This is a genomic window from Staphylococcus sp. Marseille-Q1834, from assembly GCF_916858875.1.
Classification (GTDB): Bacteria; Bacillota; Bacilli; order Staphylococcales; family Staphylococcaceae; genus Staphylococcus; species Staphylococcus pragensis.
In genome coordinates this window covers 1,080,878-1,103,263 of record NZ_CAKASN010000001.1, presented here as the reverse complement: position 1 = coordinate 1,103,263, position 22,386 = coordinate 1,080,878, and the positions used below count along the sequence as shown (strand labels likewise).

The window sequence follows — 22,386 nt, the reverse complement described above, 5'->3', positions numbered from 1 at the left end:
TTATTCGTTTTTTTTAAAATTTATTTACTTAATTATTAGAATGACGTGGCGAATAATTAATAAAAAATAGCGCAATAATAACGCACAAGCCACCTACCATAATATGAAGTGTAAAAGGTTCGCCTAAACCTATAATTGAAAAAATGGTAGAAAATAAGGGTACTAAAAATAGAAAACTACTCGCAATCGTAGCACCACGCATTTTCAAACTGCTAAACCATAATCCAAATGAACCGATTGACGCTGGGAAGACAAGCCACCAAAACCATAGCCATCCCCACCCATTTAAGTATGTGATTGAATAATGCTCTCTTAGGATGACACTTATAAACAACATGATTAGCCCACCTAATAATAATTGCCAACCTGTTAATACCCAAGCCCCTTTATCAAAGACAAACTGTTTTGTCACAATTGTATTACACGCCCAACATAACGAACCACATAAAGCTACAAGCGCACCCCAACCTAATAACGTACGATCTAACCCTAAACAAATAGCCACACCCGTAATGCCTAATACCAATGCAAAACATTTCACCTTCGTTAAACGTTCGTTTAATAAGAAATGCGCAAGCACGGCTAACCATAAAGGATTCGTGAAGAGTAAGACTGCTGACATTGAAGACGATACGCCAAATGCCATTGCAATATTTAATAACCCCATCGTTCCAGCCGTTTGTAACAAGCCAATAACCGATACAAATACAAATCCTTTAAAAATGCTACCATTACTTTCAGGTAGTACTTCTTGAATGCCCCTTTTCAATAAAATAAAAATTAAAATAAGAAGCCCTGCTATAATGAAACGCCATCCTCCAAGTAACATTGGAGGAACGTGCTCAATCGAAATCAAATACTTTCCTGTTGGAAAAGAAGATCCCATACATATTGTTGTTAAAATAATACAAACATAAAAAGATAAATAAGAACGTTGCTGTAATTTCATAGATGTCATCTCCAAATTATTCATTAAAGATAATTAAGATATTCTTTGTCTTTAATTAACATTATAAATGCACTCCTTTATTTTTCAATGATAATATATAAAATTTTTATATTATATTTTATAATTGAATAAATCAGAAGAAACAGGTGAACGTTTATGAAACTATCTAAAGGATGGGAACAGGCCATTTATGTTTTATTAATTCTCAATCATCTCCCTCAACATCATGTATTGACTTCCACAACGTTAAGCGAACGTTTAAACGTTTCAGACTCTTACTTGAAGAAAATTATTAAGTCTCTAGCGAAAGAAGGACTTGTTCATTCAGCACCTGGCAAAAATGGAGGTTTTTCTCTCAATAAGCCTCTAAGTGAAATCACATTTTATGATGTCTTTTTAGCAATTGAAGGCCGAGATAAGATTTTCTCGAGCCAACATTTATTGAAATCTTTTTTAGGTGAAAATGAAGGCCAAAAAGCTGAACTATGTGTTGTGAGTCATGCACTTAACAATATTGAAGAGACCTTAATATCTACATTATCTTCAATTACTTTGAAAGATGTTAACCAATCAATCGATGAAAAGTATAACCTTGAAGAACTATTCCTATGGATTTCTGCTAATGGTAAAACACAATGAGTTAATCCTTCCGGACGTCTAATATCAGACAACCCGAAGGCTACTTTTATAACTTTAATGACAAAAATAAGCGTCTTTTTGACTATTATATTTGTCAAAATGACTAAGATGATGTATCGTATCAATTAAGGAGTTGATTAAATTGCGAAATCGCCTAAAAGAATTACGTGCTCGCGATGGCTACAATCAAACACAACTCGCACAAAAAGCCGGCATTTCGCGTCAAACGGTTTCTTTGATTGAACGTAATGATTTTATGCCATCCATCTTAACCGCAGTTAAAATTGCACGCATATTTAATGAACAAGTTGAAAACGTCTTTATATTCGAGGAGGAAGATTTATGAAAGTAGGTAGATATTTACTCTATTTATTGATAGGAGGTATCATTGGTGGAATGATAGGTAGCTCAATAGGAATGTTAAGTGATGGGAACATCTTCGGTAGCTTACATTTCGCTTCATACAGTTTCACGATTATTGTTACCATTATCGCTTCATTAATTAATATTGGACTTATCTTAGCGATTTGGAAGACCTCTCAGACATCTTTAAAATACAAACATAAAACTGAAAATGCCAGTGATATTAACCTCGACCAATATGATCAAAAAGCTAATTTAACTTTCATGAGAACTGGCACATTATATTACATTACAATATTAATCGCTTTATTAAATATATTTATTATTGCCTTAGGTAATGGCCCATCATCTATTTTATTTTTAGTCATTGTGCCATTTATATTGACATTAATTCTGTCAACCATGTTTGGTTTCTTTTATAGAAAGTATGACACGCGTATGCCTAAACAAGGCGAAGCCAACTATACAGAACGCATTTTACAAAATATGGATGAAGGTGAGCGTCATATTACACTTGAATCAATGTTTAAAGTGTATCACGTCAATATTTCCTTAATAATGATAGGTGCTATGTTCTTAGGTATCTTTTCAATTATTACAGGTATTAACCAAGCAATTGGCATTGGCATCTTAATCATCTTATTCGCTTACAACACATTTGGTTATATGTTAAAAGTACGTAAATTTTATAAATCCTAATTATTTATTGCTAAATTTATACTATGATGAAAGTAACAAATTAAAAATCCAATAAATTCTATGCTATCTACAGAAAGAGAGGATTACTATGGAACATCTTTTGCAAGTGCAACACCTGAACAAATCTTATAAGAAATCCAACTTTAACTTAAGTGATATTTCTTTCACTTTAAAACCCGGCGAAGTAATTGGGTTAGTTGGAAAGAACGGTTCCGGTAAATCAACGCTAATTAATACGTTGGTAGGCAATCGTTTCAAAGATTCTGGAGAAATTTCATTCTTTGATAAAGTAGTATCTGACAAAGATCATGATTATAAAGAACATATAGGCGTCGTATTTGATGATTTACGTGTCCCAGAAAAACTCGAAATCAAAGATATGGATAAAGTTTTTGCGAATATTTTCAAAACATGGAACAGCGATCGTTTCTTTGAAGTCATTCAACGTTTCGAATTACCAACTAACGCTCAAATTAAAACATTCTCAAGAGGAATGCGTATGAAAGCAGCCTTAGCCATGGCTTTAGCGCATGATACAAAATTACTCATACTGGACGAAGCAACTGCTGGTATGGACGTATCAGGGCGTGAAGAAGTCATTGAAATGTTGGAAGACTATATTTCAGAGGGTAATGGCATACTCATTTCATCTCATATTTCCGAAGATATAGAACATTTAGCTACAAAATTAATCTTTATGCGTGATGGTGAAATTGCACTTCAAGAAAGTAAAGAACACTTGTTAAATCAATACGGAATTGTAGAAATTGATGAACATGATGATTTAGAAATTCCACAAGACATCATCATTGCATCAAGAGTAAGACAAGGTAAACGCCAAATCTTAATCAAAGATTGGTCTAGTGTTACGAACGCTCACCCACTTAACAATATTGATGACGCGACAAAATTAATTATGAGAGGTGATAAATAATGAAAGGTCTAATATTAAGTAGTTTTTACGCATCTAAAAAGTCACTTATCACATATTTAATTGTAGCCATTATAGCAAGTTTCTTATTTGCCTTCATAAACCCAGCAATGGCATGCTTCTTACCAATGATTTTCTTATTGTCACCGGTGACAGATAACTTAAAACGTGAAAAAGACTCTAAGTGGATGTATTATGTCTCAACATTGCCATCACACCGTAGTGCTTATGTTAAAAGCTATTTCGCATTTTATGGCATACTCATCTTTATCGGATTAATTATTGGTTTAATTGCAGTATTAGCGATACATCAGAATTTAATGTTAACACTTATTTCAGGTTTAGTAGGTATTGGTGCGGCAGGAACATATGCTATCATGTTCCCGTTAACATTTAAATTTGGTCCTGAAAATTCAAATGTCATCATGATTTCAACATCGGTTATCGTTCTTATTTTATTCTTTATTACTTACTTTGGTGTTATTATGTCTGCCATTGCACGTTCAGGTTCATTCTCTGATTTAGGAACAAATCCTACAGATATCCTTTTCATTAGTTTATATGCAATACTTGGTTTGATTTGTTTAGTGGCTTCTTATTTTATTTCATTAGCCATTTTCAACAAACAAGAGTTATAAAGTTCAGATTATAAAACATGAATACACATATAATTGGTTCTAAACACTAGGAAGCAACAGCTATCCAATGTTTAGAACTTTTTTTGCGTCCTAAAGTCTATATGCGTCATTCCTTCATTATAGGGTATGGATTAATAAAAGCTTTTAACAAAGGAGTCCTCATTTAATGGATATACAAGCTATTGAACGCTATTTGGGTATAGATGCTTCACAATACGACCATCCCACAGTTGAAGCACTCGATTATTATATAAATCGATATATGATGACGGTGCCTTTTGAAAATATAAATGTACAAAACGACGTACCTATCTCTGTAGAGATTGACAATCTGTTCGATAAAATAATCAATCAGCATCGAGGTGGTTTCTGCTATGAAATGAACCACTTCTTCGGTACCTACCTTGAAGAAAAAGGTTTCACTGTACATCGCATGCCAGCAACTGTACATCAACCCGGTGGGCATACAAGTCCTCATGGTTCTCATATGTCACTCGTAGTTCCTATTGATAATATCAATTATGTAGCTGACGTAGGCTTTGGCGACTTACCTTTACAATCATTACGTATCGCTTCCCTAGATCCAACACATCCTGTTACAGATTTAACTGGCCAATTTCGTGCTATTTCTGAAAATGAAGACACATATAGCGTACAAAAACTTGAAAATGAACAATGGGTTACACGTTACGAAGCTGAAATGAAACCCCAAAATATTCATGATTTCGACGATATGATTGAATATAATTCTAAAAATCCTGAGTCTATCTTTGTAAAACAACTCATGATTACAAAACCACAATTATTCGGACGTGCTACGATGTCGTTTAACCATCTGACATTAAGTAAACAAGATAATAAAGAACAAATTGATGTCACATCAGATAATTATCGTGACATGCTTGAAAAGTATTTCAACCTAGACGTAACAATCAAACCACTCGAACAATAAATTAATTTTCCAAACGAAATAAGACATAAAAGTGTAATTAAGAGGTGTAAATGATGAGTAATATAGAAATTATCGGGGCAAAACAGAATAATTTAAAAAATATAAATGTAACGATTCCAAAGCCTCAGTTAACTGTTTTTACAGGTCGGTCAGGCTCGGGGAAGTCTTCACTCGTCTTTAATACTGTCGCTGCAGAATCAGAAAGATTGTTAAACGAAACTTATTCAAGTTATGTCCAACATCAGCTCACACAATATGAGAAACCAGATGTTGATCAAATTAAAAATCTTCCCGTTGCAATGATTATTAATCAGAAGCGACTTGGAGGTAATTCACGCTCCACGGTAGGTACTATTTCTGATATTTATGCCTCCGTACGTCTTTTATGGTCTCGTATTGGTGAACCTTTCGTAGGTTATTCTGACATCTTTTCATTTAATAATCCGAAAGGGATGTGCGAGAGATGTTCTGGATTAGGCTACGTTGAAGATATTGATTTAGATGAGTTATTAGATTATGATAAATCACTTAATGAAGATGCAATTAAGTTCCCTTCTTTCAGACCTGATAGTTGGCGTGGTAAACGTTATGTATATTCTGGTTTATTCGATAATGATAAAAAGTTAAACGACTATACTAAAGAAGAAATGGATACGTTTCTTTATACAGAACCTACTAAATTAAAAAATCCGCCATCAAATTGGCCTAGAACTGCTAAATTTGAAGGATTAATTCATAGATTTCGTCGTTCATTTTTACTAAATGATAATTTTGAAAAGAAACGTTTTAAAGCAGATATTGACCGCGTCGTCTCTAAACATGACTGTCCAAGCTGTCATGGCCAACGTCTTAATGACAAAGTGTTGAGTTGTAAGATCAATGGCTTAAATATAGCAGAATTTACGAACTTACAAATCGACGAAGCGTTAGCCTTTTTAGAGAAAATAAAATCAGACAAGGCACGTGTGATTATCGAACCGCTCAAACAACAACTTGAAGCATTAAGTTACATCGGTTTAAATTACTTAACTCTAGCGAGAGAAACGACTTCCTTATCTGGTGGTGAATCACAACGCATCAAACTGATTCGTCATTTAAACAGTCCATTAAGTGACCTTGTTTATATCATTGATGAACCAAGTGTCGGCTTGCATCCTGAAGACATTAAACGCATCAATGACATCATTCAATCCCTAAAAGATAAAGGAAATACCGTTCTCGTCGTTGAGCATGACCCTGACGTTATTAAGACGGCTGATCACATCATTGATTTAGGTCCACGCGCTGGTAAACATGGTGGCGAAATCACCTTCACAGGTAGTTACAAGGACTTACTTCAATCTGAGACAAGTACTGGCCATGCGTTGAAACAAACACATACCTTAAAGTCCGAATTACGCCAGCCTAAAGAAATGATTAACATTTCAAACATTAGTCGCAACAACCTAAATGATATTTCTACTGAACTACCGAAACATGCAATGACGGTCGTCACTGGTGTGGCAGGTTCAGGTAAAAGTTCGCTCATTACAGCAGCATTTGAAAAAGATCAAGAAGCCATTTTCATCGATCAGAAACCTGTGCATGCATCTAATCGTTCTAACCTACTCACTTATTTAGATATCTTTGATGATGTGCGTAGTTTCTTTAGTAAACATACTGGACTTAAAAAGAGCATGTTTAGTTATAATTCTGAAGGCGCATGTCCAGAATGCCATGGTAAAGGTGTATTGAAAACGGAGCTTGCGTTTATGCCGGACTTTTCACAAGTGTGCGAAATGTGTGGTGGCACAAGATACCGTCCTGAAGTATTAGAAGCGAAAGTAGATGGCTATTCTATTGCTGATGTTTTAGCGTTAACCGTTGAAGAAGCAATTGAGAAGTTTAGTGACAGTCCTAATATCACACGTCCGCTTCAAGCTCTAGCTGATACAGGACTTAACTATATGACGTTAGGTCAATCTCTCGATACGTTATCAGGTGGGGAAACTCAACGCGTGAAGTTAAGTCGTTATCTTACACAAGATGTGACAAATCAACTGTTCATCTTTGACGAACCAACAACTGGCTTACATGAAGATGACTTACCTATATTAATTGATTGCTTTAACAACCTTATTGCTGAAGGTAATACAGTTATCTTAATCGAACATAACTTAACGATGATGACGCAAGCAGATTGGTTAATTGATATCGGACCTTTCGCTGGAGATAAAGGGGGCCAATTGCTTTATGCAGGCCAACCAGAAGGTATTTTTGAAGTTGAAAATTCAGTAACCGCAAAACATTTGAAAGATTATATTAAACATTAATTTCTAATATTCAATACTAATAACCCCCGCATGATGGCTGATGTCACGCGGGGGTTAAAGCTTGCACGATAAAAGTTTACCTACACTTATAGTAACTTGTGCTGCTGTAACAATTCTTCAATATAGGTGTTCTTAATCTTTTTCAAGAAAGTATTTAGGGCGAATTGTTGAATTTTATTTTGTTCGGCTAATTCTGTTAAATCTTTGCGATCATTCAATTCATACAGTGCCTCCATGAGCACACGTATATCGAATTCTGACGCAACCACTTCAGGGACACCTCTATCAATATCCAAGAGTTGGTATACCGCTTCCATTACGGTTCTTACGGAATATTCTGTTGTAAAGACCGTATCTCTTTCTGTTTCAGCAAAATTCCCAATAAAGGCTAAGTTACGAGAATCCTTAGGCACAACAAGTGGTCTATCACCAACGGCTCTAGGCATAAAATATGAACAGATATATGGCATATAGACAGGTATACTATTACAGTGATTGTGGGCGAGGTTTTCTATTTGATTGTCAGGGATGCCTATATGATATAACCACTCTTGGCAAATTTCGCTACCACTACATTCAACAATAGTTTTATGAATATAATCGCCTTCTACATTAGAGTATAAAGCGTAAACCCATACACTCATTTCATCGTTTGACTGTGTTTTAAATTGTTGTTGTCGATTAATAGTAAAGCTCATTTGCCAATTAGAATCATTTACAGTAATAATGCCACCTGTAACGGTCTTGCCAGATAAAGGATTTCGTTTACATATACGTTCAATGGTGTCGATAATCGTTTTGTTATTGGTAGTGATAGTTGCTGAGACGAACCAACTTTTGTCAGGTAAATCTTGGTAGAACTTTTCAGGGTAACCAAATTCAGAGCTTTGTTTCGCAAGATTACGCCATAAGTTCCAACTACCGCCGGGTTGATGATTAGGGGACGCCGGCGTGTCATTATCTCCGTAAGTTGAACTTTCTGTGATACTGCCATTCGTCACAAAGACGAAATCATTGGGCGTTAATGTAATCGTTTCAAGTTGACCTTGACGTTTCAATTGAATTTCTCGAGCAACTTTCTCTTTAGTTGTGACATCCACTTTAATATCAAGCACTTGTACATCATACTGGAACTGGACATCATGGAACTTTAAGTAAGCAATCATAGGACGTACGAGTGATTCATATTGATTATATTTGGTGAATTTCAAAGCACTGAAATCAGCTAATCCACCAATATGATGAACAAATCTCATTAAATAGCGACGCATTTCCATTGCAGAATGCCAAGGTTCGAAGGCAAACATTGTTTTCCAATAAATCCAGAAATTGGAATGCATAAAATCATTCGAAAAGACATCTGAAATTTTTACGTCATTCAAATCTGCTTCTCTCTTCAAACATAAAGCGACGATTTCTTTAATGGCTTGTTTTGTTAATGTGAAGTCACCATCAGTGGCTAGCTGATGCCCCCTTTTTTCAATAACACGACATCGTGAGTAATTGGGATCCTCTTTGTTCAACCAATAAAACTCATCTAAAACGGAAGCGCCTTCTATTTCTAATGATGGGATGGAGCGAAATAGATCCCATAAACATTCGAAATGATTCTCCATTTCCCTTCCGCCACGTACAACGTAGCCTTTCATCGGAAGTTCAGCACCATCCAAACTTCCACCAGGTTTAGATAACTCCTCTAAAACATGGATTTTTGACCCATCCATTTGCCCATCTCTAATCAAGAAACATGCAGCTGCTAAAGACGCTAATCCAGACCCGATTAGATAAGCAGACTTTCCCTCTACATTTTCTGGTTTTTTAGGACGCGCAAATGCTTCATAATTTCCATTACTATAGTACATATATTTCACTTCCCAAATGTTTAAAGTATTTTTAATAATTTTCTGAAAAGTAGTAAACTATAAGTAATTCTTTATGAAATTAATCTACCCTTCGACCTTATTATAGGGAGGCCATCATGTTAATTGTGCGTCAATAAGAAGGAAATGTAACTTAAGTGACAAATACGTAAAATTGTCCGATATGGGGAGTGATCAACTTTGAATCCACAAGATTTACGCGTTCAAAAAACACGCCAAGCTATATTAACTACGTTCTTTGAACTTCTCCAAACAAAGACGTTCGAACAAATTACGATTCAAGATTTATGTGATAAAGCCAATATTCGTAGATCTACATTTTATCGTCATTTTAATGATAAATATGATTTATTAAATTACGGTATTGGGCTAATGATTGATCATTTTAGAGCGTTATATTTACCAGAAATTCATCCAGATAATCCTCGTCATTTTTTTGAAAAGTTAATCAAAGATATTTTGCAGTTTATTTATGAGAATAAAGCGATTGTGCGGAGCGTCATTAATTTAAACTATTATGGTGAAGTTTATAGTATCTTTTATGACCAAATTTACGAAGCTGTAAAAAAACAAATTGAATTCGATCAACGAAGCGGGCAATTTTATGTAGATACAATGATGTATGGCCAATTTCTAACCGGAGGCATCTTGAGTGTGATTACTAACTGGCTTCAACAAGGACAACAACAGTCCATTGATAAAGTCACTGCAGAAATCGTGACACTTATTTGTGGCGCTAGAGAAATCCATTTGAAAAAGTTGAAATAGTATGACTATGTCTATCTAAAAAATGAACTATGAATGTTTTATCCAAAATAAAATTCATAGTTCATCTTTAAAATACTTTCAAAAAACTATTAAGTATATTAGCTATACACTAAATTTAAGAATTCTTTAGGTGAGGTTAGTGCTTGTTGTAACTTATTACTTTTAACTAATGAAACGAATATTGAACATGCTTCAGCCTGACAATTAAAGGATCGTTTAGGATTAAATTCAATATCTGTAAAAGCATCAAATTCAATTATTTTATTAGCTAATACTGTGTTTTTAGATAAAGCATTAATATAAAGCCAATTATAAAAATAAGTTTTAGGTTCTAATGGAAATTCTTGGTTAAAACATTCAAATTTAATTAATTTGTCATTGTCATCAATCTCTCGTAACTTGTGCTTTATTTCTTTTATAGATAAATTTTCTTCTAGTAAAAAAGACTGTTTACCTGCTTTTTCATACACTTTACTTGTCTGGAATAATTCTTCGACTGTAAAAATATGTCCTTTTTTTGTTTTAACTTTCAAATTAAACGCACTAGCTTGAACCCCTATGTCTATCGGCGATTTACTTGAAATTTCTAAAATATTGTATTGAGGCATTTTCTTAGAAAATGCTTCATGTAAACTAGTAATATTTTTTTGTTTTTGTGATTTAGAAAAACCTGAAATCCATTTAAATTCAATATTTTTCTTGTCGTAGTATCCATTATTTTTATTTACTAAATATACGTATCTATTAGCCATTTTTTAAATTAATACCCCTTCTTCAGGTAATACACCATCTTGCAATGCTTTATTTATTGAATTTCCTTCAAATAATGGTTCACAGTATTTGATTTTAATCTCACTTAAATCTATTCCACATAATTCCAATCTTAATTTTTCCTTTTCTGCTTTATTCTGATTATGAAAAATTAATCCTTTAATATTCTCTTTTGGAATTTTATGTTTAATCATTACTTCAGCTTGAATATTTGTAGGAATATTATCAGGTGTAAACATACTGCGTTCATATTTTACCCGTTGCTCTTCATGTTTTTTCTTCTGGTTACCATCTATTCTCTTAATTTTCTTTCCATATACTATACTATTAAACATACCTTCAAACGCTTCACTACCACTCTTAATTAATTTACCTCTTTCAGTAGCAGCATTAACAGGACAAAATAAAGTAGTTTCATCAATGATTTCTGGGTCAATTTCTAAAATCACCCATTCACTGAATAATTTTTCCTTTTCTCTATTACGGATTGTATTAAAATACAATCCATTAGGATATTGAACAGACGTACAAATATAATCTTTCTTTCCATCAATTCTTAGTTCATCTGTAGGTTTCAAAAATGATTTATCTGTTATTAAACTATTAGCTATAATACCTTCATGACTATCGTTTCCATCTCCTAAAATAAAAGGTAAATTATTTGTTCTCGTAAAATGACAAAGACGAGTGATATGACGTTTTTTTATAATACTCTTATCCATATTTCATTACTCCCTAAAATATAAATATTTCTCAAATGTTTCTGAGTTTAATAATGGCGATAATTCTCCCGTAGCAGTGATATATAGTCTTTCTCTTGCCCTTGTTATACCTACATATATTCGTGCGATATGCTCTTCTAATAACTCTGTTCCGACTTGCTCAATTGCGAAAGTTTCATCGTCTAAATTAAGTTCTTCATTTTCTAGACTTACTGTTTCCTTGAATGTTTCTGTATCCATAAATGGTAAAAATACGATATCAAACTCTAGTCCTTTAATTTGAAAATACGTTCCTAAATATATTATTCTTTCCGTTCCATTTTTCTGAGCATCTCTGACATTTCTATACTCTATATGTTTTTTTTCTAATTGTTTTTTTACATCTTTATATTTATGAGTTGGAACTATGATAGCAATATTTCGGAATTTATTATCAGTTTGATTTACTTTTTCGAGATAATGCATAATTTCTGCCATTTCCTTGTTCTGATCTTTATATATAATTACTCTTGGTGGTTTTCCTTCACGCTTACCTTTTTTAGCGTTGATATAGTACTCACTGCTTTTATCAAAATAATCAGATTCGGTTATTAGTTCTGCAAATTCACTTATCTCTTTAGTATTACGATAATTATTATCTAAAGTATGTCTTTTAAACTGGTTCATATTGATACCTAATGATTTAAAAGAAACCCTTTTCCCAAAGACACCTTGATTAACATCACCTAATAAAGTTAAAAAACCATAACTTCCTAATAAATCATTAATTGTCATTAGCATATCTGACGTGAAATCTTGAAATTCGTCTATAAATACATATTTATATTTAAATTGACGATTAAACGCCTCTTTTTCAGCTATAAAACTTAACATTTCTCTAACTTTAGTACCGACATCTTCAAAGTCGAAGACCCCTTCATAATCATCTGAAGCTCTTAATTCTTGATATTTTTGATAAACTTCATAAAAATAAGGACGTTTAGCACGTTCTATACGCGTATCTCTTCTTCCAATACGTTCCGCTTCAATATATTCTGTTTCATCTTGAATTGACATTTGTTGCATCCATCTAATTTCATCTATAAAGACTTTAAGTGGTCTTTGTAGTGTTTTTTCTTGAGGATGATTTTTCCTTACTATTTCTAAAGCCTGTTCAACAATTTTATTTTTTTCATTGTTATAATTCTTAGCTACGTTATACTTTTCATTAATATAATTTTTTAAAAGTGGGATTTCATTTCCATAATATTCCCATAATTGAGTGATTAGTTTTTTCATAAATATATGATATGTATCTACAGTTAAATTATGAGGTGCTTCTTCATTTCTTGAAGAAGCAATAGCAGCTAATTTTTCTTTCATATCATTATTTACCGGCTTATTAAAAGTAAGTAACACAATATTTTCAGAAGTATTTACCTTAGCTAGCCAATACACTCTATACAAAGCTAATAATGATTTTCCGCTTCCTGCACTTCCTGTTACAAACAAATTTTTTTCTTCAGGCAAATACAAAATTTCAGTTTGATGACCTATTAATCTAGGTAAACTCATATTCACACTCCCCTATCTCATAAACAATATATTTAATATTTATATTTAGTTTTCCCCTATATTTTTACAAAATAACATCTTCATTCTATAATTGAATTAATTTATTTGTATATTTAAACATTATTAAATTTAGGTGGGCGAGATATGTCATTTTCAAGTGAAGAAACTATTTTAAAGCTACAAAAAGAAAATAAAAAACTCATAGAAGAAAATGAGTCTCTTAAAACTAGAATGAATATTCCTTCAAATAAAGGAGAACAAATAACAGCAGATCATTTACAATTAGTTTTAGAAGATTTAAAAAGAAACGGAGTTATATCAAAATATAAGGTATACAATAATTTATCTATTGATGGAATTGAAAATAATTCTCCTAGACAAATTGATCATTTAATAATCACTACCCGAGGTATTTTCGTTATTGAAACAAAACATTGGAAAGGCGATATTTATTATAATTTTAGTGAGAAAGATTTAAATAAATATAATCTTGGAGGATTAAAAGAGTATTTATATGACGAGGAAGCAAAAAGTTATAAAACTTTCATCTTAGATAGCAATAATTATAATTTAGTATTTAATTCATATGGGCACCCGTTTAAGCAGGTTTTGACAACTGCCAAAGCAGTTAAAGAAAAATTTTCCTTAGATTTTGTAAATCCTATTATTTATTTTAATTATTGCGGTGACTACAAACTTTATATAGGAAATAATGAAAAATATGTAAGTTGTGCTTCTTCTAAAAATGAATTATCTGATACAATCTATAAAAAAATGACTACTGACAATAAATTTAATCGTTATTACTCTGACGATGAAATCAATGAAATTTCTCAAAGAGTAGAACGTCCTTTTAAATTAAACAATAATGATTGAAGAAATTTAAAAATATAAATATATTTAAACACCTCAAAACTATTTATTTGAATAGATAATTTTGAGGTGTCTTTTGAATAATTTTTAAAAATTGTTAGATTAACTTTGTATAGCTAAAAAATATATTTCCTTTTTAATATAAATTCCATTTCTTTTCTACGGCTACTTTAGGAGAGCTTGTGTTAGGTAAAAAACTACGTTTATAAGAGACATAGGCTTGATTATTATTATTTACTTTAATTTGCCATTTCTTTCTATCTTTCGGCACGGTATCATATAAATCCTTTTTCACTTCATAAGTACGGTTTCCTATCGTATGTTTACCTTTAGAAAGCACTTTTTTATATTCATATTGTTGACGATAGTATTGAATAATATGATTTCCTATCTTATTTCTACTGTATCTCGCATACCCATCCCCATAAGGTTTAACGTTCATCACAGTTTCGTTTAAACGTAAGTGATTTAATTTATTAGTTAACGTAATATTGTAACCTTTATCACTTGTCCCTGTTTTTAAACCGTCTGTACCTGGTAAATAGAGCGGTTGAGTTCTTAACGATAGATTCGTATTCGTAAAGGTATAACCTTTTTGTGTATCTTGAAGCATTTGCGTTACCTTCAATATTTCAGGATGCTTAGCGATGAGTTCATGCGCTAATATAGTCATATCTTTCGAAGTACTTGTAGGATAGATTTGGTTTCTATATTTTGACGGTGCAGATGGCCCTAATAAATTATTTTGTGCACCGGCAGGATTAACAAAATGTGTATTATACATATTAAATATTTGGGCTTGTTGATTCATTTTATCTGTAAATGCTGATGTATTGCCACTTACTTTTTCTCCTAAAATGAGAGCTGCTGCATTACTTGAAGGCAAGGCAGCTTGTTTAATTAATTGATCAATCGTATATATTTGTCCTGTCTGTAATGGCACAGAAGTTAAATTGGGTGCTTTAGATAATTGTGCATATTGCGCCTTTATTTTTACAGTGTCATTTAACTTTAGTTTTCCACTATCAATGGCTTCATATACTAAATATAAGGTCATCATTTTAGACAATGAAGCTGGATCAGCCTTTTTATTTCCCTGGTAATCATATAAAATTTGGCCCTGTTGTGTCGTTAAAGTAACACCATCTGGTTGATAATACGAGCTGACTTCATTAGGATGAAGTCGATTAGAAATATTTACTGGTGTTTCTGCTGCATATGCGCTTGTTGCACTTAATAAAGCTATAAAACTGATGCTTCCTATACTCTTTACTATTTTCTGAAACATGTCCTTCCCTACTTTTTATATTTTTTATATTGCACAATTTATTATAACTTATTTTTGCCTGTTAATTACATATTAATTTAAAAAATAAACGACTTTACCATCTATTAATAAAGTTATATTAGTAATTAAATTAATAATAACTCGTTTCATCTTTTCAAAATAAAAACTCTGAAAAGAATTTGATGTGTTCTTCTCAGAGTTTCTATGATTCTACGTGATACCCGACGCATAAATCAGTTATTTATAATCTTTGTCACCTTTAAAATACTTACGGTCCTCTTTGCTATAGACCTTTTCCGGATCTAAGAATGGTTTCAATTTATATTTAAATTCATATAAGTTTAAACCATCGATAGCCACACGGTCTTGATAAACACTGTCTTTACCAATATCTGTAAAGTTATCAGGACCTACACCCGCAATGTATTTAAAGCCTGCTTGATGATCTAAATAATTATATGCTTGCGAGCCTCTATCTTGCGCACCATGTGGGAAAATGAAGAGGTCCGTTTTACCTACGATTGGTGTTACTTCTTTCTCCCATCGCTTAGTATCAGCAACTATACGATCGTATGAACTGTGAGCGAAGTCGATATGTCCCCAAGAATGACTTGCGAATGTCCAACCATCACGTTTCATTGCATTTGCGACTTTAGTGGCTTGTTCTTTACGTTTGTCATAATCTTTACTATCTAATTCATTTGTACGATAGCCAAGTACACCATTGTAACCTGTTAAAGCAACAACACCCTTTTGGCCATTGTATGAGAAATCAGGATGTTTTTTCACGAAGTTATTTAAAATTGGCACGATATCGTTTGTTTCACTTTGTGTAACTTTGCCATCTTTACCTTTTGTTTCAGATACTACGTGATTATTTTTATCTAACACTAAACGGTCTGCATAACCATGCCCACGCATATAGTCATAATAATTCATGTCATCAATAGATAAGATAAGTGGTTTTTTTCCTTTAGGTAATTTAATTTCTTTCTTTTTAACTGGATTTGATTTTAAATCAAAAACATCATGCGGATCTACTAATATGTAATTATGTTTATAAAGCTCATCTAACGATTTATTGAACTCATCAACGGTAATCATCCAATCATTATTCCCTTTAGCAGAACTTGGATCCCCCGTAAATGCTACCTTTGGTTCTGTAATTAGTGGATGATAGAAGACATGCGCAACGTCGCCCTTATATGTAACCCAATCTTTTTGGTCTTTGTTCTCCTTCTTCGCATACATGTTTTCTTCTTTTTTTCTATCTTCTGCGGATTTCTTGTCTTTCCCATCTTGTGATTGTGATGTAGATTGACAGGCACATAAAACAATTGCTAATAAAATGGTGCCTAGCCCAAGTAAATATTTTTTAGCCATTCATCTGCTCCTTTATTCTATGTATAAATTTTATGCCGTTCACCAATTTATTATATAGTATTGTTATATTATTTATAATACATCAATTAGAACTTAACAAAATTTTTACATGAATTTAATCACATAGATGAATAAATAGCCTAATTTTTATTTACCAGTTTCACAATGACATTGATAATAAGAATAAAGACAATAATAGACTTTATAATAAGTTCATATAATTGTGGCATATTCATCGTACTAATCAGGCAGAAAGCAATAATAAGGACGAGTGCTATCTTGTCATAAATATCAAAATTCATATCATTCACCCTTTCTTTGATACAAGCGAACACCGCCCACTTAAGATACACTCTAAAGTTAACGGTGTTCATTATCGTTATCTATTTTAGCTTCTATTTTCAAACATAAAAATTTAAAATTCTAAATCGGCTTCTAAGTCTTCAAACGTTGGCATACCGCCTTGTGCGCCCATGCCTGTCACAGAATAACTAGCGGCTAAGTTAGCAAAAGAAACCGCGTCTGCAAGGTCATATCCTTTCTGTAACCCTACTGCAAGCGCACCATTAAACGTATCGCCGGCGCCAGTTGTATCTTTCACTTCACGCTTAAAGCCTTTTATTTCCACTTGTTCGAGGCCATTATGATATACCGCGCCCAGCTCGCCTAACGTCACGATCAATTTATCAGGATAACGTTCTAAAGCACCATCAACATCGCCTTCAAACAGATTCTCACTTTCTGTTTCATTCGGTGTGAGATACGTCACCTGTTCAAGCACATCATCAGAAATATCTCTGTATGGTGCTGGATTTAAAATAGAAATCACGTCATGTTCATAACAATATTTCACTGCCGCTTCGACCGTTTCAGCCGGAATCTCTTGTTGCAATAGCACGATATCGCCAGGCTGAGTAGACGCTAAAGCCTCTTGAACATAGTCAGGCGTTACTTCATTATTCGCAGATGGCACAACAATAATACTGTTATCGTTATCAGCCAATGTGATGTGCGCAGTACCCGAAGGACCTCCCGTAGGTTTCACATGTTCCACATTAATTTGGTTATGCTTTAAATTTTGGAAAATGTCTTCCCCAAACGTATCGTTGCCAATACGACCAATCATATGTACATCTCGTCCTAAACGTGCAGCTGCTACAGCTTGGTTGGCACCTTTACCACCCGGTGTCGTGAAAAATGACTCGCCGAGTACGGTTTCACCTTTTCCAGGGACCTTATCCGTCGCTACAACTAAATCCATCGACATACTTCCAATTACATAAATTTGTCTCTCCATCGGTTACACCTCTTTATTATTGTCTGATGTCTTAGTCTTATCATACCCAACTTCATTCGAGAGGGAAAATATAAAATAAGAGCCGGATGTTGAAATCCGACTCCCTAACGCTCTACGTTATACTTCATTTGTCTGTGTATCTTTACCAGCAAAGAGCACAAGCCACGTCGCGAAGATAAATGGCGCGGTAAAGATAGGCAAACCTACTGGTGCAAGCATTGTAGCTAAGGCCCCATGCATCACTACTGTAAGCAACAAACCACTTATAACAGCCACGTAGGTATTTAATTTCGTATTGAAAATAGCGCCTAATGCGATACCAGTTAAGATAGAGTTATAACCATACAATCCATTAGTAATTGTAGGATAATCGCCACCAAGTAAGACGATAAAAATTACAGCTAAAATACTTGAAATTACAGCGTAAACCCCTGCTTTAACTGAACCTATAAAGATACCAATTATAATTAAAATACTACCGATGATAGACGTCACAAGGAAGATCTCACTAAAGTTCGTCGTAATCCCACTGAGCCAGCTAATATGATTATGGTTGATTTCTGGGTGCTTAATCTGTTGTGGCAAGATATCGATGCTGACGTGCAATTTCGCAAATTGTGTCGTCATTGCTAAAACAAGCCATGACATTAAAACGAAAGGAAACGTCAACATTGGTACACCAAAAGGTTTCAACAATTCACGGATGGCTGCGCCAACAGGTAACGTTAAAATGGTTGCTAAGATTAACACAACCCATGCTTCTACACTTGATTCCAAGAATAATGCTAAGCCGATTGCGGTTAAAACTGAGTTATAACCTGCTAAACCATCTCGGATTTCTGCGTCACTATAATTAAAAAATGGGGCTAATAGTAGTGCTAAACCGCTTCCTATCATAGCGGCTAAACCAACTTCCCAGTTGGCTATAAATAATCCTATTAAGATGAATAACCCCGTCCACATATTATTCATGAACACAACTTGTCCAATGTTTTTAAAGAATACTTCTAAATATTTCACATACTCACCTTACTCTTTATTATTTTGTTTTATTAACTTCCAAATTTTAACATTTATATTTATTGTTTAAAAATTTAAAATTATAATGATAAAGTTTTTCGAAACATAGTTTGCTTATAAAAATAGAAAACTAGCGATACGCAATACTATATTTCTCTATTCGTAGATTAATTTTAAAAAAAGCGATTAATCATTCTACTTACCTTATTAAAGGATTACATGTCATGATTAACCGCATTTTGTTACTATCAATTTTATTTTATCGTTTTTTTCTTCTATATTATTAAGAAATAAATGAGGAGTTTCTATAATTTTCTCATTATCTTATATCATTAAATATATACTCATATATCTCTTTTGCTACTTGGTCGAAGTTATCGACGTTAAGTGAGATATAGAATTTCAATTTAGGTTCTGTGCCTGAAGGTCTTAGGGCAATGAAGCCTTCTTCAAAGATGATTCTAATGACGTTCGCTTGTGGTAATGTAATGGTTTCTACGTTATTATCTTTTTTATTTACACGTTGTAATGTGTCGTAATCCTCCACTGCGATGACGTTTAAACCTGCGATAGTATCAGGGATATGACGTCTGACTTTAGTCATTAAATCTGCAATATGTTGTTGGCCTCGTTTACCTTCAAACACTTTTGAAACAAGGTGATCACGATAGTGTCCTACCTCATCATAGATTTCGTTTAAAGCGTCATGAAGTGTTTTGCCTTCATTTTCTAAAATAGAAGCATATTTAATAACTAAAGGCACGATTTGAACGGCATCTTTGTCTCGTACGAAATCATCGGCTAGGTAGCCATAACTTTCTTCGTAAGCGAATAGAAATGATTGGTCATCGGCAAATTCGCGAATCGCTTTGGCAATGTGTTTGAAACCAATTAAGACTTCCTTCACAGTGACCCCATGCTGTTGCGCAAGCCGCTTACCTAATTCCCCGCTAACGATAGATTGGATAACAACGGGATGTTTAGGGAGCGTCGTATGTTCAATAAGATATTTAATGAGTAATGCTCCAATTTCGTTGCCACCGAAGTAATAGATTTGACCATCTTTGTGTCGCTCAACAAAACCCATACGATCAACGTCAGGATCTGTGGCGATAATAAGATTTGCGTCAATGTCTTGAGCTTGTTGGATGGCTAAGTCAAAGGCTTCGCGTTCTTCGGGATTTGCGCTTTTCACAGAACTGAAATTAGGGTCGACTTGGCACTGTGCTTCAACCAAGTTAAAGCTTTGAAAATGAAGGTACTGTAAAATATCGGGAATAATGGGTACACCAGTGCCATGTAAACTTGTATATACGACCTTTAAATCTGACTGCGGAATGTCACCGACAAGATGAGTAATTTCATTAATATAATTATTGTAAACGTCATCTGGTAAAGTATGAATATTTTTCTCAATCAGCGTAGGTTCAAAATTTACTTCTAATTGAAGTGGATCTTCTAAGTGATTAATATATTTAGCGACTTCCAATGAAGTTTCTTCATCTAATTGTGCACCATCTGAACCATACACTTTAATACCGTTATAATCTTTAGGATTATGGCTTGCTGTAATCATGATACCTGCAGAAGTATGTAAGTGTCTTACGGCATATGATAATTCTGGCGTAGTCTTATATTGTTCAGCTAAGTAGACTTTAATATGATTTGAAGCAAGAATTTGAGAAATCAGTTCTGCAAATTCTGCAGATAAGTGACGAATATCATAGTGAATGACAATCGAAGGATGCGCCTCTTTATCGTGTAAATAGTTAGCAATACCTAGCGCTAAACGTTGGATAGTATAGCGATTTAGACGACCGGGGCCAAGTCCGAATTGACCTCGAATACCCGCTGTACCGAAAGCTAATTCAGTTTCAAAGCCTTCTTCTTGGAATTCAGGCGTTTGCGCATCATAAAATGATGCCACAAGACTTTCTTCTTTATGTTTCATCCAACTGTCTTTCATCATATACTCCTTTCATACTTATACAGATGTCTTATTATTCTATTTTAGTATACTGGAAATTCGCACAAGTTTCATTGGATTAGAAAATATGCATTACTTAGTAATCATTTAGCACGTCTAAATAAACTTACAAGAAGTTACTCTTAGTGATAAATTACATTTATAAATTAATTCCATTGGCAACACCAAACCCCTCACTATCGCTCTAGTGAGGGGTTTTACTTATTTTATTCTTACTGGAATTGGTAGCTTTCATGTCCTTTGGCGAAGCCTTCTACGGTATAGATCATAGAACCGCTTTCTGAACCATTTTCAATATCATTCGTACAAATTAATAGTTGATTTGTACCTGGAATAAATTGTGGATGTGTTGAACGTAGCATTTTACCTTCATCACGGCCAGGCATTAAAATTTGTCCAATTGGATAACCACGTTTATTAAAGACTAACACACGTCCTTGTCCATACATTGCTACATATAAATTATCATCGCTATCAATACATACTGAGTCTGGTCCTTCATGGCCAGTAAAGTAATATGGAATCGTTGCGCCAAATGGTGCAATCGTTACGCCATCGTCTTCTAATTGGATACGATGAAGTCGATTAGTTGTCGTTTCCGTTACCCATAATACTTTCTCATCCGTACTTAACGCTACACCGTTCGCAACAGAGATATTCTGAATCACCGGTGTGACCGTCTTGAAGTCAGGTGACACATAGTAAACGCCACCTTTAGGATTTGTCGAATAACCTCTGAAATCTGTGAAGTAGAATCCGCCTTTACTGTCGAAGACCATGTCATCAATGCAGTATTCTGAGTTTAATTCAGAAATAATTTCTTCAAAATTGTCACCATGTTCATCCGTCGCAAAGATGCCTCCCGTAGATTCGAAGTCACCTAAATAACATGTGAATAGGCGTCCATCTTTATGGATTTTAACTGCAGCTGGATTTTGTTTTGTTGATTGGAATGCAGTAGATACTTCTTTCGTTTTCGTATCGACTTTAAAGATTTTGCCACCAAATACTTCACATAAAAACAGATTATGGTCTCTATCGAAGATTAATCCTTCCAATTGAAGTCCTTCATCTGAAATTTTTACCCAAGGTTCTGCGGTCACCGTTTGTAATTCACTTTCTGAAATAATCGGCACTGCACTTTTTGACGCTCCAGTATATGTAAGTTTCGGTAATGATTCGTTTGACATAAAATATATTTCCTCCTTTTTGAAAAGTAATATTTTAATATCTCAATTTCTAATATACGCTTTAATATCATGTTACTATATGTAATCGTTTTCAAAAAGAAATAATGCTCACTCACCTAGGTCTGTTGTCCTATTTTCAAAACTGAAATATTGAAAGTTATTGTAAATTT

At 33.6% G+C, this 22,386-nt stretch carries 20 protein-coding genes; 9 read left to right on the top strand and 11 right to left on the bottom strand.

The features are described 5' to 3' along the window. Nucleotides 1-28: 28 nt before the first annotated feature. On the bottom strand, nt 29-949 hold the full coding sequence (locus LIX58_RS05525) for a DMT family transporter (RefSeq protein ID WP_154837117.1): 921 nt from the start codon (nt 947-949) through the stop codon (nt 29-31). Nucleotides 950-1,105: 156 nt separating this feature from the next. On the opposite strand from LIX58_RS05525, the gene LIX58_RS05520 reads away from it, so the two are divergent. The 7 genes from LIX58_RS05520 to LIX58_RS05490 all read left to right on the top strand — a co-directional run bounded on the left by LIX58_RS05520 (nt 1,106) and on the right by LIX58_RS05490 (nt 7,483). Then, on the top strand, nt 1,106-1,588 hold the full coding sequence (locus LIX58_RS05520) for an RrF2 family transcriptional regulator (RefSeq protein WP_154837101.1): 483 nt from the start codon (nt 1,106-1,108) through the stop codon (nt 1,586-1,588). Between the two features lie 142 nt (nt 1,589-1,730). Beyond that, a complete protein-coding gene (locus tag LIX58_RS05515) occupies nt 1,731-1,934 on the top strand; it encodes a helix-turn-helix transcriptional regulator (RefSeq protein ID WP_154837099.1) in 204 nt (67 codons plus the stop codon). Continuing rightward, nucleotides 1,931-2,650: a DUF3169 family protein gene (locus LIX58_RS05510; RefSeq protein ID WP_226386152.1), complete on the top strand. Its 720-nt coding sequence runs from the start codon at nt 1,931-1,933 to the stop codon at nt 2,648-2,650. Before LIX58_RS05515 ends, LIX58_RS05510 begins: the two co-directional genes overlap by 4 nt. A gap of 88 nt (nt 2,651-2,738) precedes the next feature. After that, a complete protein-coding gene (locus LIX58_RS05505) occupies nt 2,739-3,584 on the top strand; it encodes an ABC transporter ATP-binding protein (protein ID WP_154837095.1) in 846 nt (281 codons plus the stop codon). Continuing rightward, nucleotides 3,584-4,219, top strand: coding sequence for an ABC-2 transporter permease (locus LIX58_RS05500; protein WP_154837093.1), 636 nt, complete (start codon nt 3,584-3,586; stop codon nt 4,217-4,219). Before LIX58_RS05505 ends, LIX58_RS05500 begins: the two co-directional genes overlap by 1 nt. A gap of 166 nt (nt 4,220-4,385) precedes the next feature. Next, nucleotides 4,386-5,171 (top strand): arylamine N-acetyltransferase, encoded by a 786-nt coding sequence (locus LIX58_RS05495; RefSeq protein ID WP_154837091.1) that lies wholly within the window; start codon nt 4,386-4,388, stop codon nt 5,169-5,171. Between the two features lie 53 nt (nt 5,172-5,224). Beyond that, a complete protein-coding gene (locus tag LIX58_RS05490) occupies nt 5,225-7,483 on the top strand; it encodes an ATP-binding cassette domain-containing protein (RefSeq protein ID WP_226386151.1) in 2,259 nt (752 codons plus the stop codon). Between the two features lie 86 nt (nt 7,484-7,569). Here LIX58_RS05490 and LIX58_RS05485 read toward each other — a convergent pair whose 3' ends face one another. Continuing rightward, entirely contained in the window at nt 7,570-9,345 is a 1,776-nt protein-coding gene (locus LIX58_RS05485) for an oleate hydratase (protein ID WP_226386150.1), read from the bottom strand. 198 nt (nt 9,346-9,543) lie between these two features. On the opposite strand from LIX58_RS05485, the gene LIX58_RS05480 reads away from it, so the two are divergent. Beyond that, nucleotides 9,544-10,131: a TetR/AcrR family transcriptional regulator gene (locus LIX58_RS05480; protein ID WP_154837085.1), complete on the top strand. Its 588-nt coding sequence runs from the start codon at nt 9,544-9,546 to the stop codon at nt 10,129-10,131. Nucleotides 10,132-10,229: 98 nt separating this feature from the next. On the opposite strand, the gene LIX58_RS05475 is transcribed toward LIX58_RS05480, so the two are convergent. The 3 genes from LIX58_RS05475 to LIX58_RS05465 are packed head-to-tail and all read right to left on the bottom strand — an operon-like array spanning nt 10,230 to nt 13,178. Continuing rightward, nucleotides 10,230-10,883 carry a DUF6977 family protein gene (locus LIX58_RS05475; RefSeq protein ID WP_154837083.1) on the bottom strand — a complete coding sequence of 218 codons (654 nt, stop codon included), beginning with the start codon at nt 10,881-10,883 and terminating at the stop codon, nt 10,230-10,232. Between the two features lie 3 nt (nt 10,884-10,886). Next, on the bottom strand, nt 10,887-11,624 hold the full coding sequence (locus LIX58_RS05470; RefSeq protein ID WP_154837081.1) for a DarT ssDNA thymidine ADP-ribosyltransferase family protein: 738 nt from the start codon (nt 11,622-11,624) through the stop codon (nt 10,887-10,889). 6 nt (nt 11,625-11,630) lie between these two features. Continuing rightward, nucleotides 11,631-13,178, bottom strand: coding sequence for a UvrD-helicase domain-containing protein (locus LIX58_RS05465; protein ID WP_226386149.1), 1,548 nt, complete (start codon nt 13,176-13,178; stop codon nt 11,631-11,633). A gap of 144 nt (nt 13,179-13,322) precedes the next feature. On the opposite strand from LIX58_RS05465, the gene LIX58_RS05460 reads away from it, so the two are divergent. After that, nucleotides 13,323-14,054: a nuclease-related domain-containing protein gene (locus LIX58_RS05460; protein ID WP_154837077.1), complete on the top strand. Its 732-nt coding sequence runs from the start codon at nt 13,323-13,325 to the stop codon at nt 14,052-14,054. Nucleotides 14,055-14,187: 133 nt separating this feature from the next. Here LIX58_RS05460 and pbp4 read toward each other — a convergent pair whose 3' ends face one another. The 6 genes from pbp4 to LIX58_RS05430 form a co-directional block, all read right to left on the bottom strand. Further along, a complete protein-coding gene (gene pbp4, locus LIX58_RS05455; protein ID WP_154837075.1) occupies nt 14,188-15,339 on the bottom strand; it encodes a penicillin-binding protein PBP4 in 1,152 nt (383 codons plus the stop codon). 237 nt (nt 15,340-15,576) lie between these two features. Further along, on the bottom strand, nt 15,577-16,722 hold the full coding sequence (locus LIX58_RS05450; protein ID WP_154837074.1) for a polysaccharide deacetylase family protein: 1,146 nt from the start codon (nt 16,720-16,722) through the stop codon (nt 15,577-15,579). Nucleotides 16,723-17,137: 415 nt separating this feature from the next. Then, a complete protein-coding gene (rbsK, locus tag LIX58_RS05445) occupies nt 17,138-18,019 on the bottom strand; it encodes a ribokinase (protein WP_154837072.1) in 882 nt (293 codons plus the stop codon). A gap of 117 nt (nt 18,020-18,136) precedes the next feature. Further along, nucleotides 18,137-19,039: an urea transporter gene (gene yut, locus LIX58_RS05440; protein ID WP_154837070.1), complete on the bottom strand. Its 903-nt coding sequence runs from the start codon at nt 19,037-19,039 to the stop codon at nt 18,137-18,139. 319 nt (nt 19,040-19,358) lie between these two features. Continuing rightward, nucleotides 19,359-21,005 (bottom strand): phospho-sugar mutase, encoded by a 1,647-nt coding sequence (locus tag LIX58_RS05435; protein WP_154837068.1) that lies wholly within the window; start codon nt 21,003-21,005, stop codon nt 19,359-19,361. 233 nt (nt 21,006-21,238) lie between these two features. Then, nucleotides 21,239-22,216 (bottom strand): SMP-30/gluconolactonase/LRE family protein, encoded by a 978-nt coding sequence (locus tag LIX58_RS05430; RefSeq protein ID WP_226386148.1) that lies wholly within the window; start codon nt 22,214-22,216, stop codon nt 21,239-21,241. Nucleotides 22,217-22,386: the final 170 nt, after the last annotated feature.

What these genes read in the sequence shown, in the direction of transcription:
- LIX58_RS05435 (WP_154837068.1), bottom strand. Translation starts at nt 21,005, where the DNA reads ATGAAAGACAGTTGGATGAAACATAAAGAAGAAAGTCTTGTGGCATCA.
- LIX58_RS05430 (WP_226386148.1), bottom strand. Translation starts at nt 22,216, where the DNA reads ATGTCAAACGAATCATTACCGAAACTTACATATACTGGAGCGTCAAAA.
- LIX58_RS05450 (WP_154837074.1), bottom strand. Translation starts at nt 16,722, where the DNA reads ATGGCTAAAAAATATTTACTTGGGCTAGGCACCATTTTATTAGCAATT.
- pbp4 (WP_154837075.1), bottom strand. Translation starts at nt 15,339, where the DNA reads ATGTTTCAGAAAATAGTAAAGAGTATAGGAAGCATCAGTTTTATAGCT.
- LIX58_RS05500 (WP_154837093.1), top strand. Translation starts at nt 3,584, where the DNA reads ATGAAAGGTCTAATATTAAGTAGTTTTTACGCATCTAAAAAGTCACTT.
- LIX58_RS05490 (WP_226386151.1), top strand. Translation starts at nt 5,225, where the DNA reads ATGAGTAATATAGAAATTATCGGGGCAAAACAGAATAATTTAAAAAAT.
- LIX58_RS05460 (WP_154837077.1), top strand. Translation starts at nt 13,323, where the DNA reads ATGTCATTTTCAAGTGAAGAAACTATTTTAAAGCTACAAAAAGAAAAT.
- LIX58_RS05495 (WP_154837091.1), top strand. Translation starts at nt 4,386, where the DNA reads ATGGATATACAAGCTATTGAACGCTATTTGGGTATAGATGCTTCACAA.
- rbsK (WP_154837072.1), bottom strand. Translation starts at nt 18,019, where the DNA reads ATGGAGAGACAAATTTATGTAATTGGAAGTATGTCGATGGATTTAGTT.
- LIX58_RS05470 (WP_154837081.1), bottom strand. Translation starts at nt 11,624, where the DNA reads ATGGATAAGAGTATTATAAAAAAACGTCATATCACTCGTCTTTGTCAT.
- LIX58_RS05465 (WP_226386149.1), bottom strand. Translation starts at nt 13,178, where the DNA reads ATGAGTTTACCTAGATTAATAGGTCATCAAACTGAAATTTTGTATTTG.
- LIX58_RS05520 (WP_154837101.1), top strand. Translation starts at nt 1,106, where the DNA reads ATGAAACTATCTAAAGGATGGGAACAGGCCATTTATGTTTTATTAATT.
- LIX58_RS05485 (WP_226386150.1), bottom strand. Translation starts at nt 9,345, where the DNA reads ATGTACTATAGTAATGGAAATTATGAAGCATTTGCGCGTCCTAAAAAA.
- LIX58_RS05525 (WP_154837117.1), bottom strand. Translation starts at nt 949, where the DNA reads ATGAAATTACAGCAACGTTCTTATTTATCTTTTTATGTTTGTATTATT.
- LIX58_RS05505 (WP_154837095.1), top strand. Translation starts at nt 2,739, where the DNA reads ATGGAACATCTTTTGCAAGTGCAACACCTGAACAAATCTTATAAGAAA.
- LIX58_RS05475 (WP_154837083.1), bottom strand. Translation starts at nt 10,883, where the DNA reads ATGGCTAATAGATACGTATATTTAGTAAATAAAAATAATGGATACTAC.
- LIX58_RS05510 (WP_226386152.1), top strand. Translation starts at nt 1,931, where the DNA reads ATGAAAGTAGGTAGATATTTACTCTATTTATTGATAGGAGGTATCATT.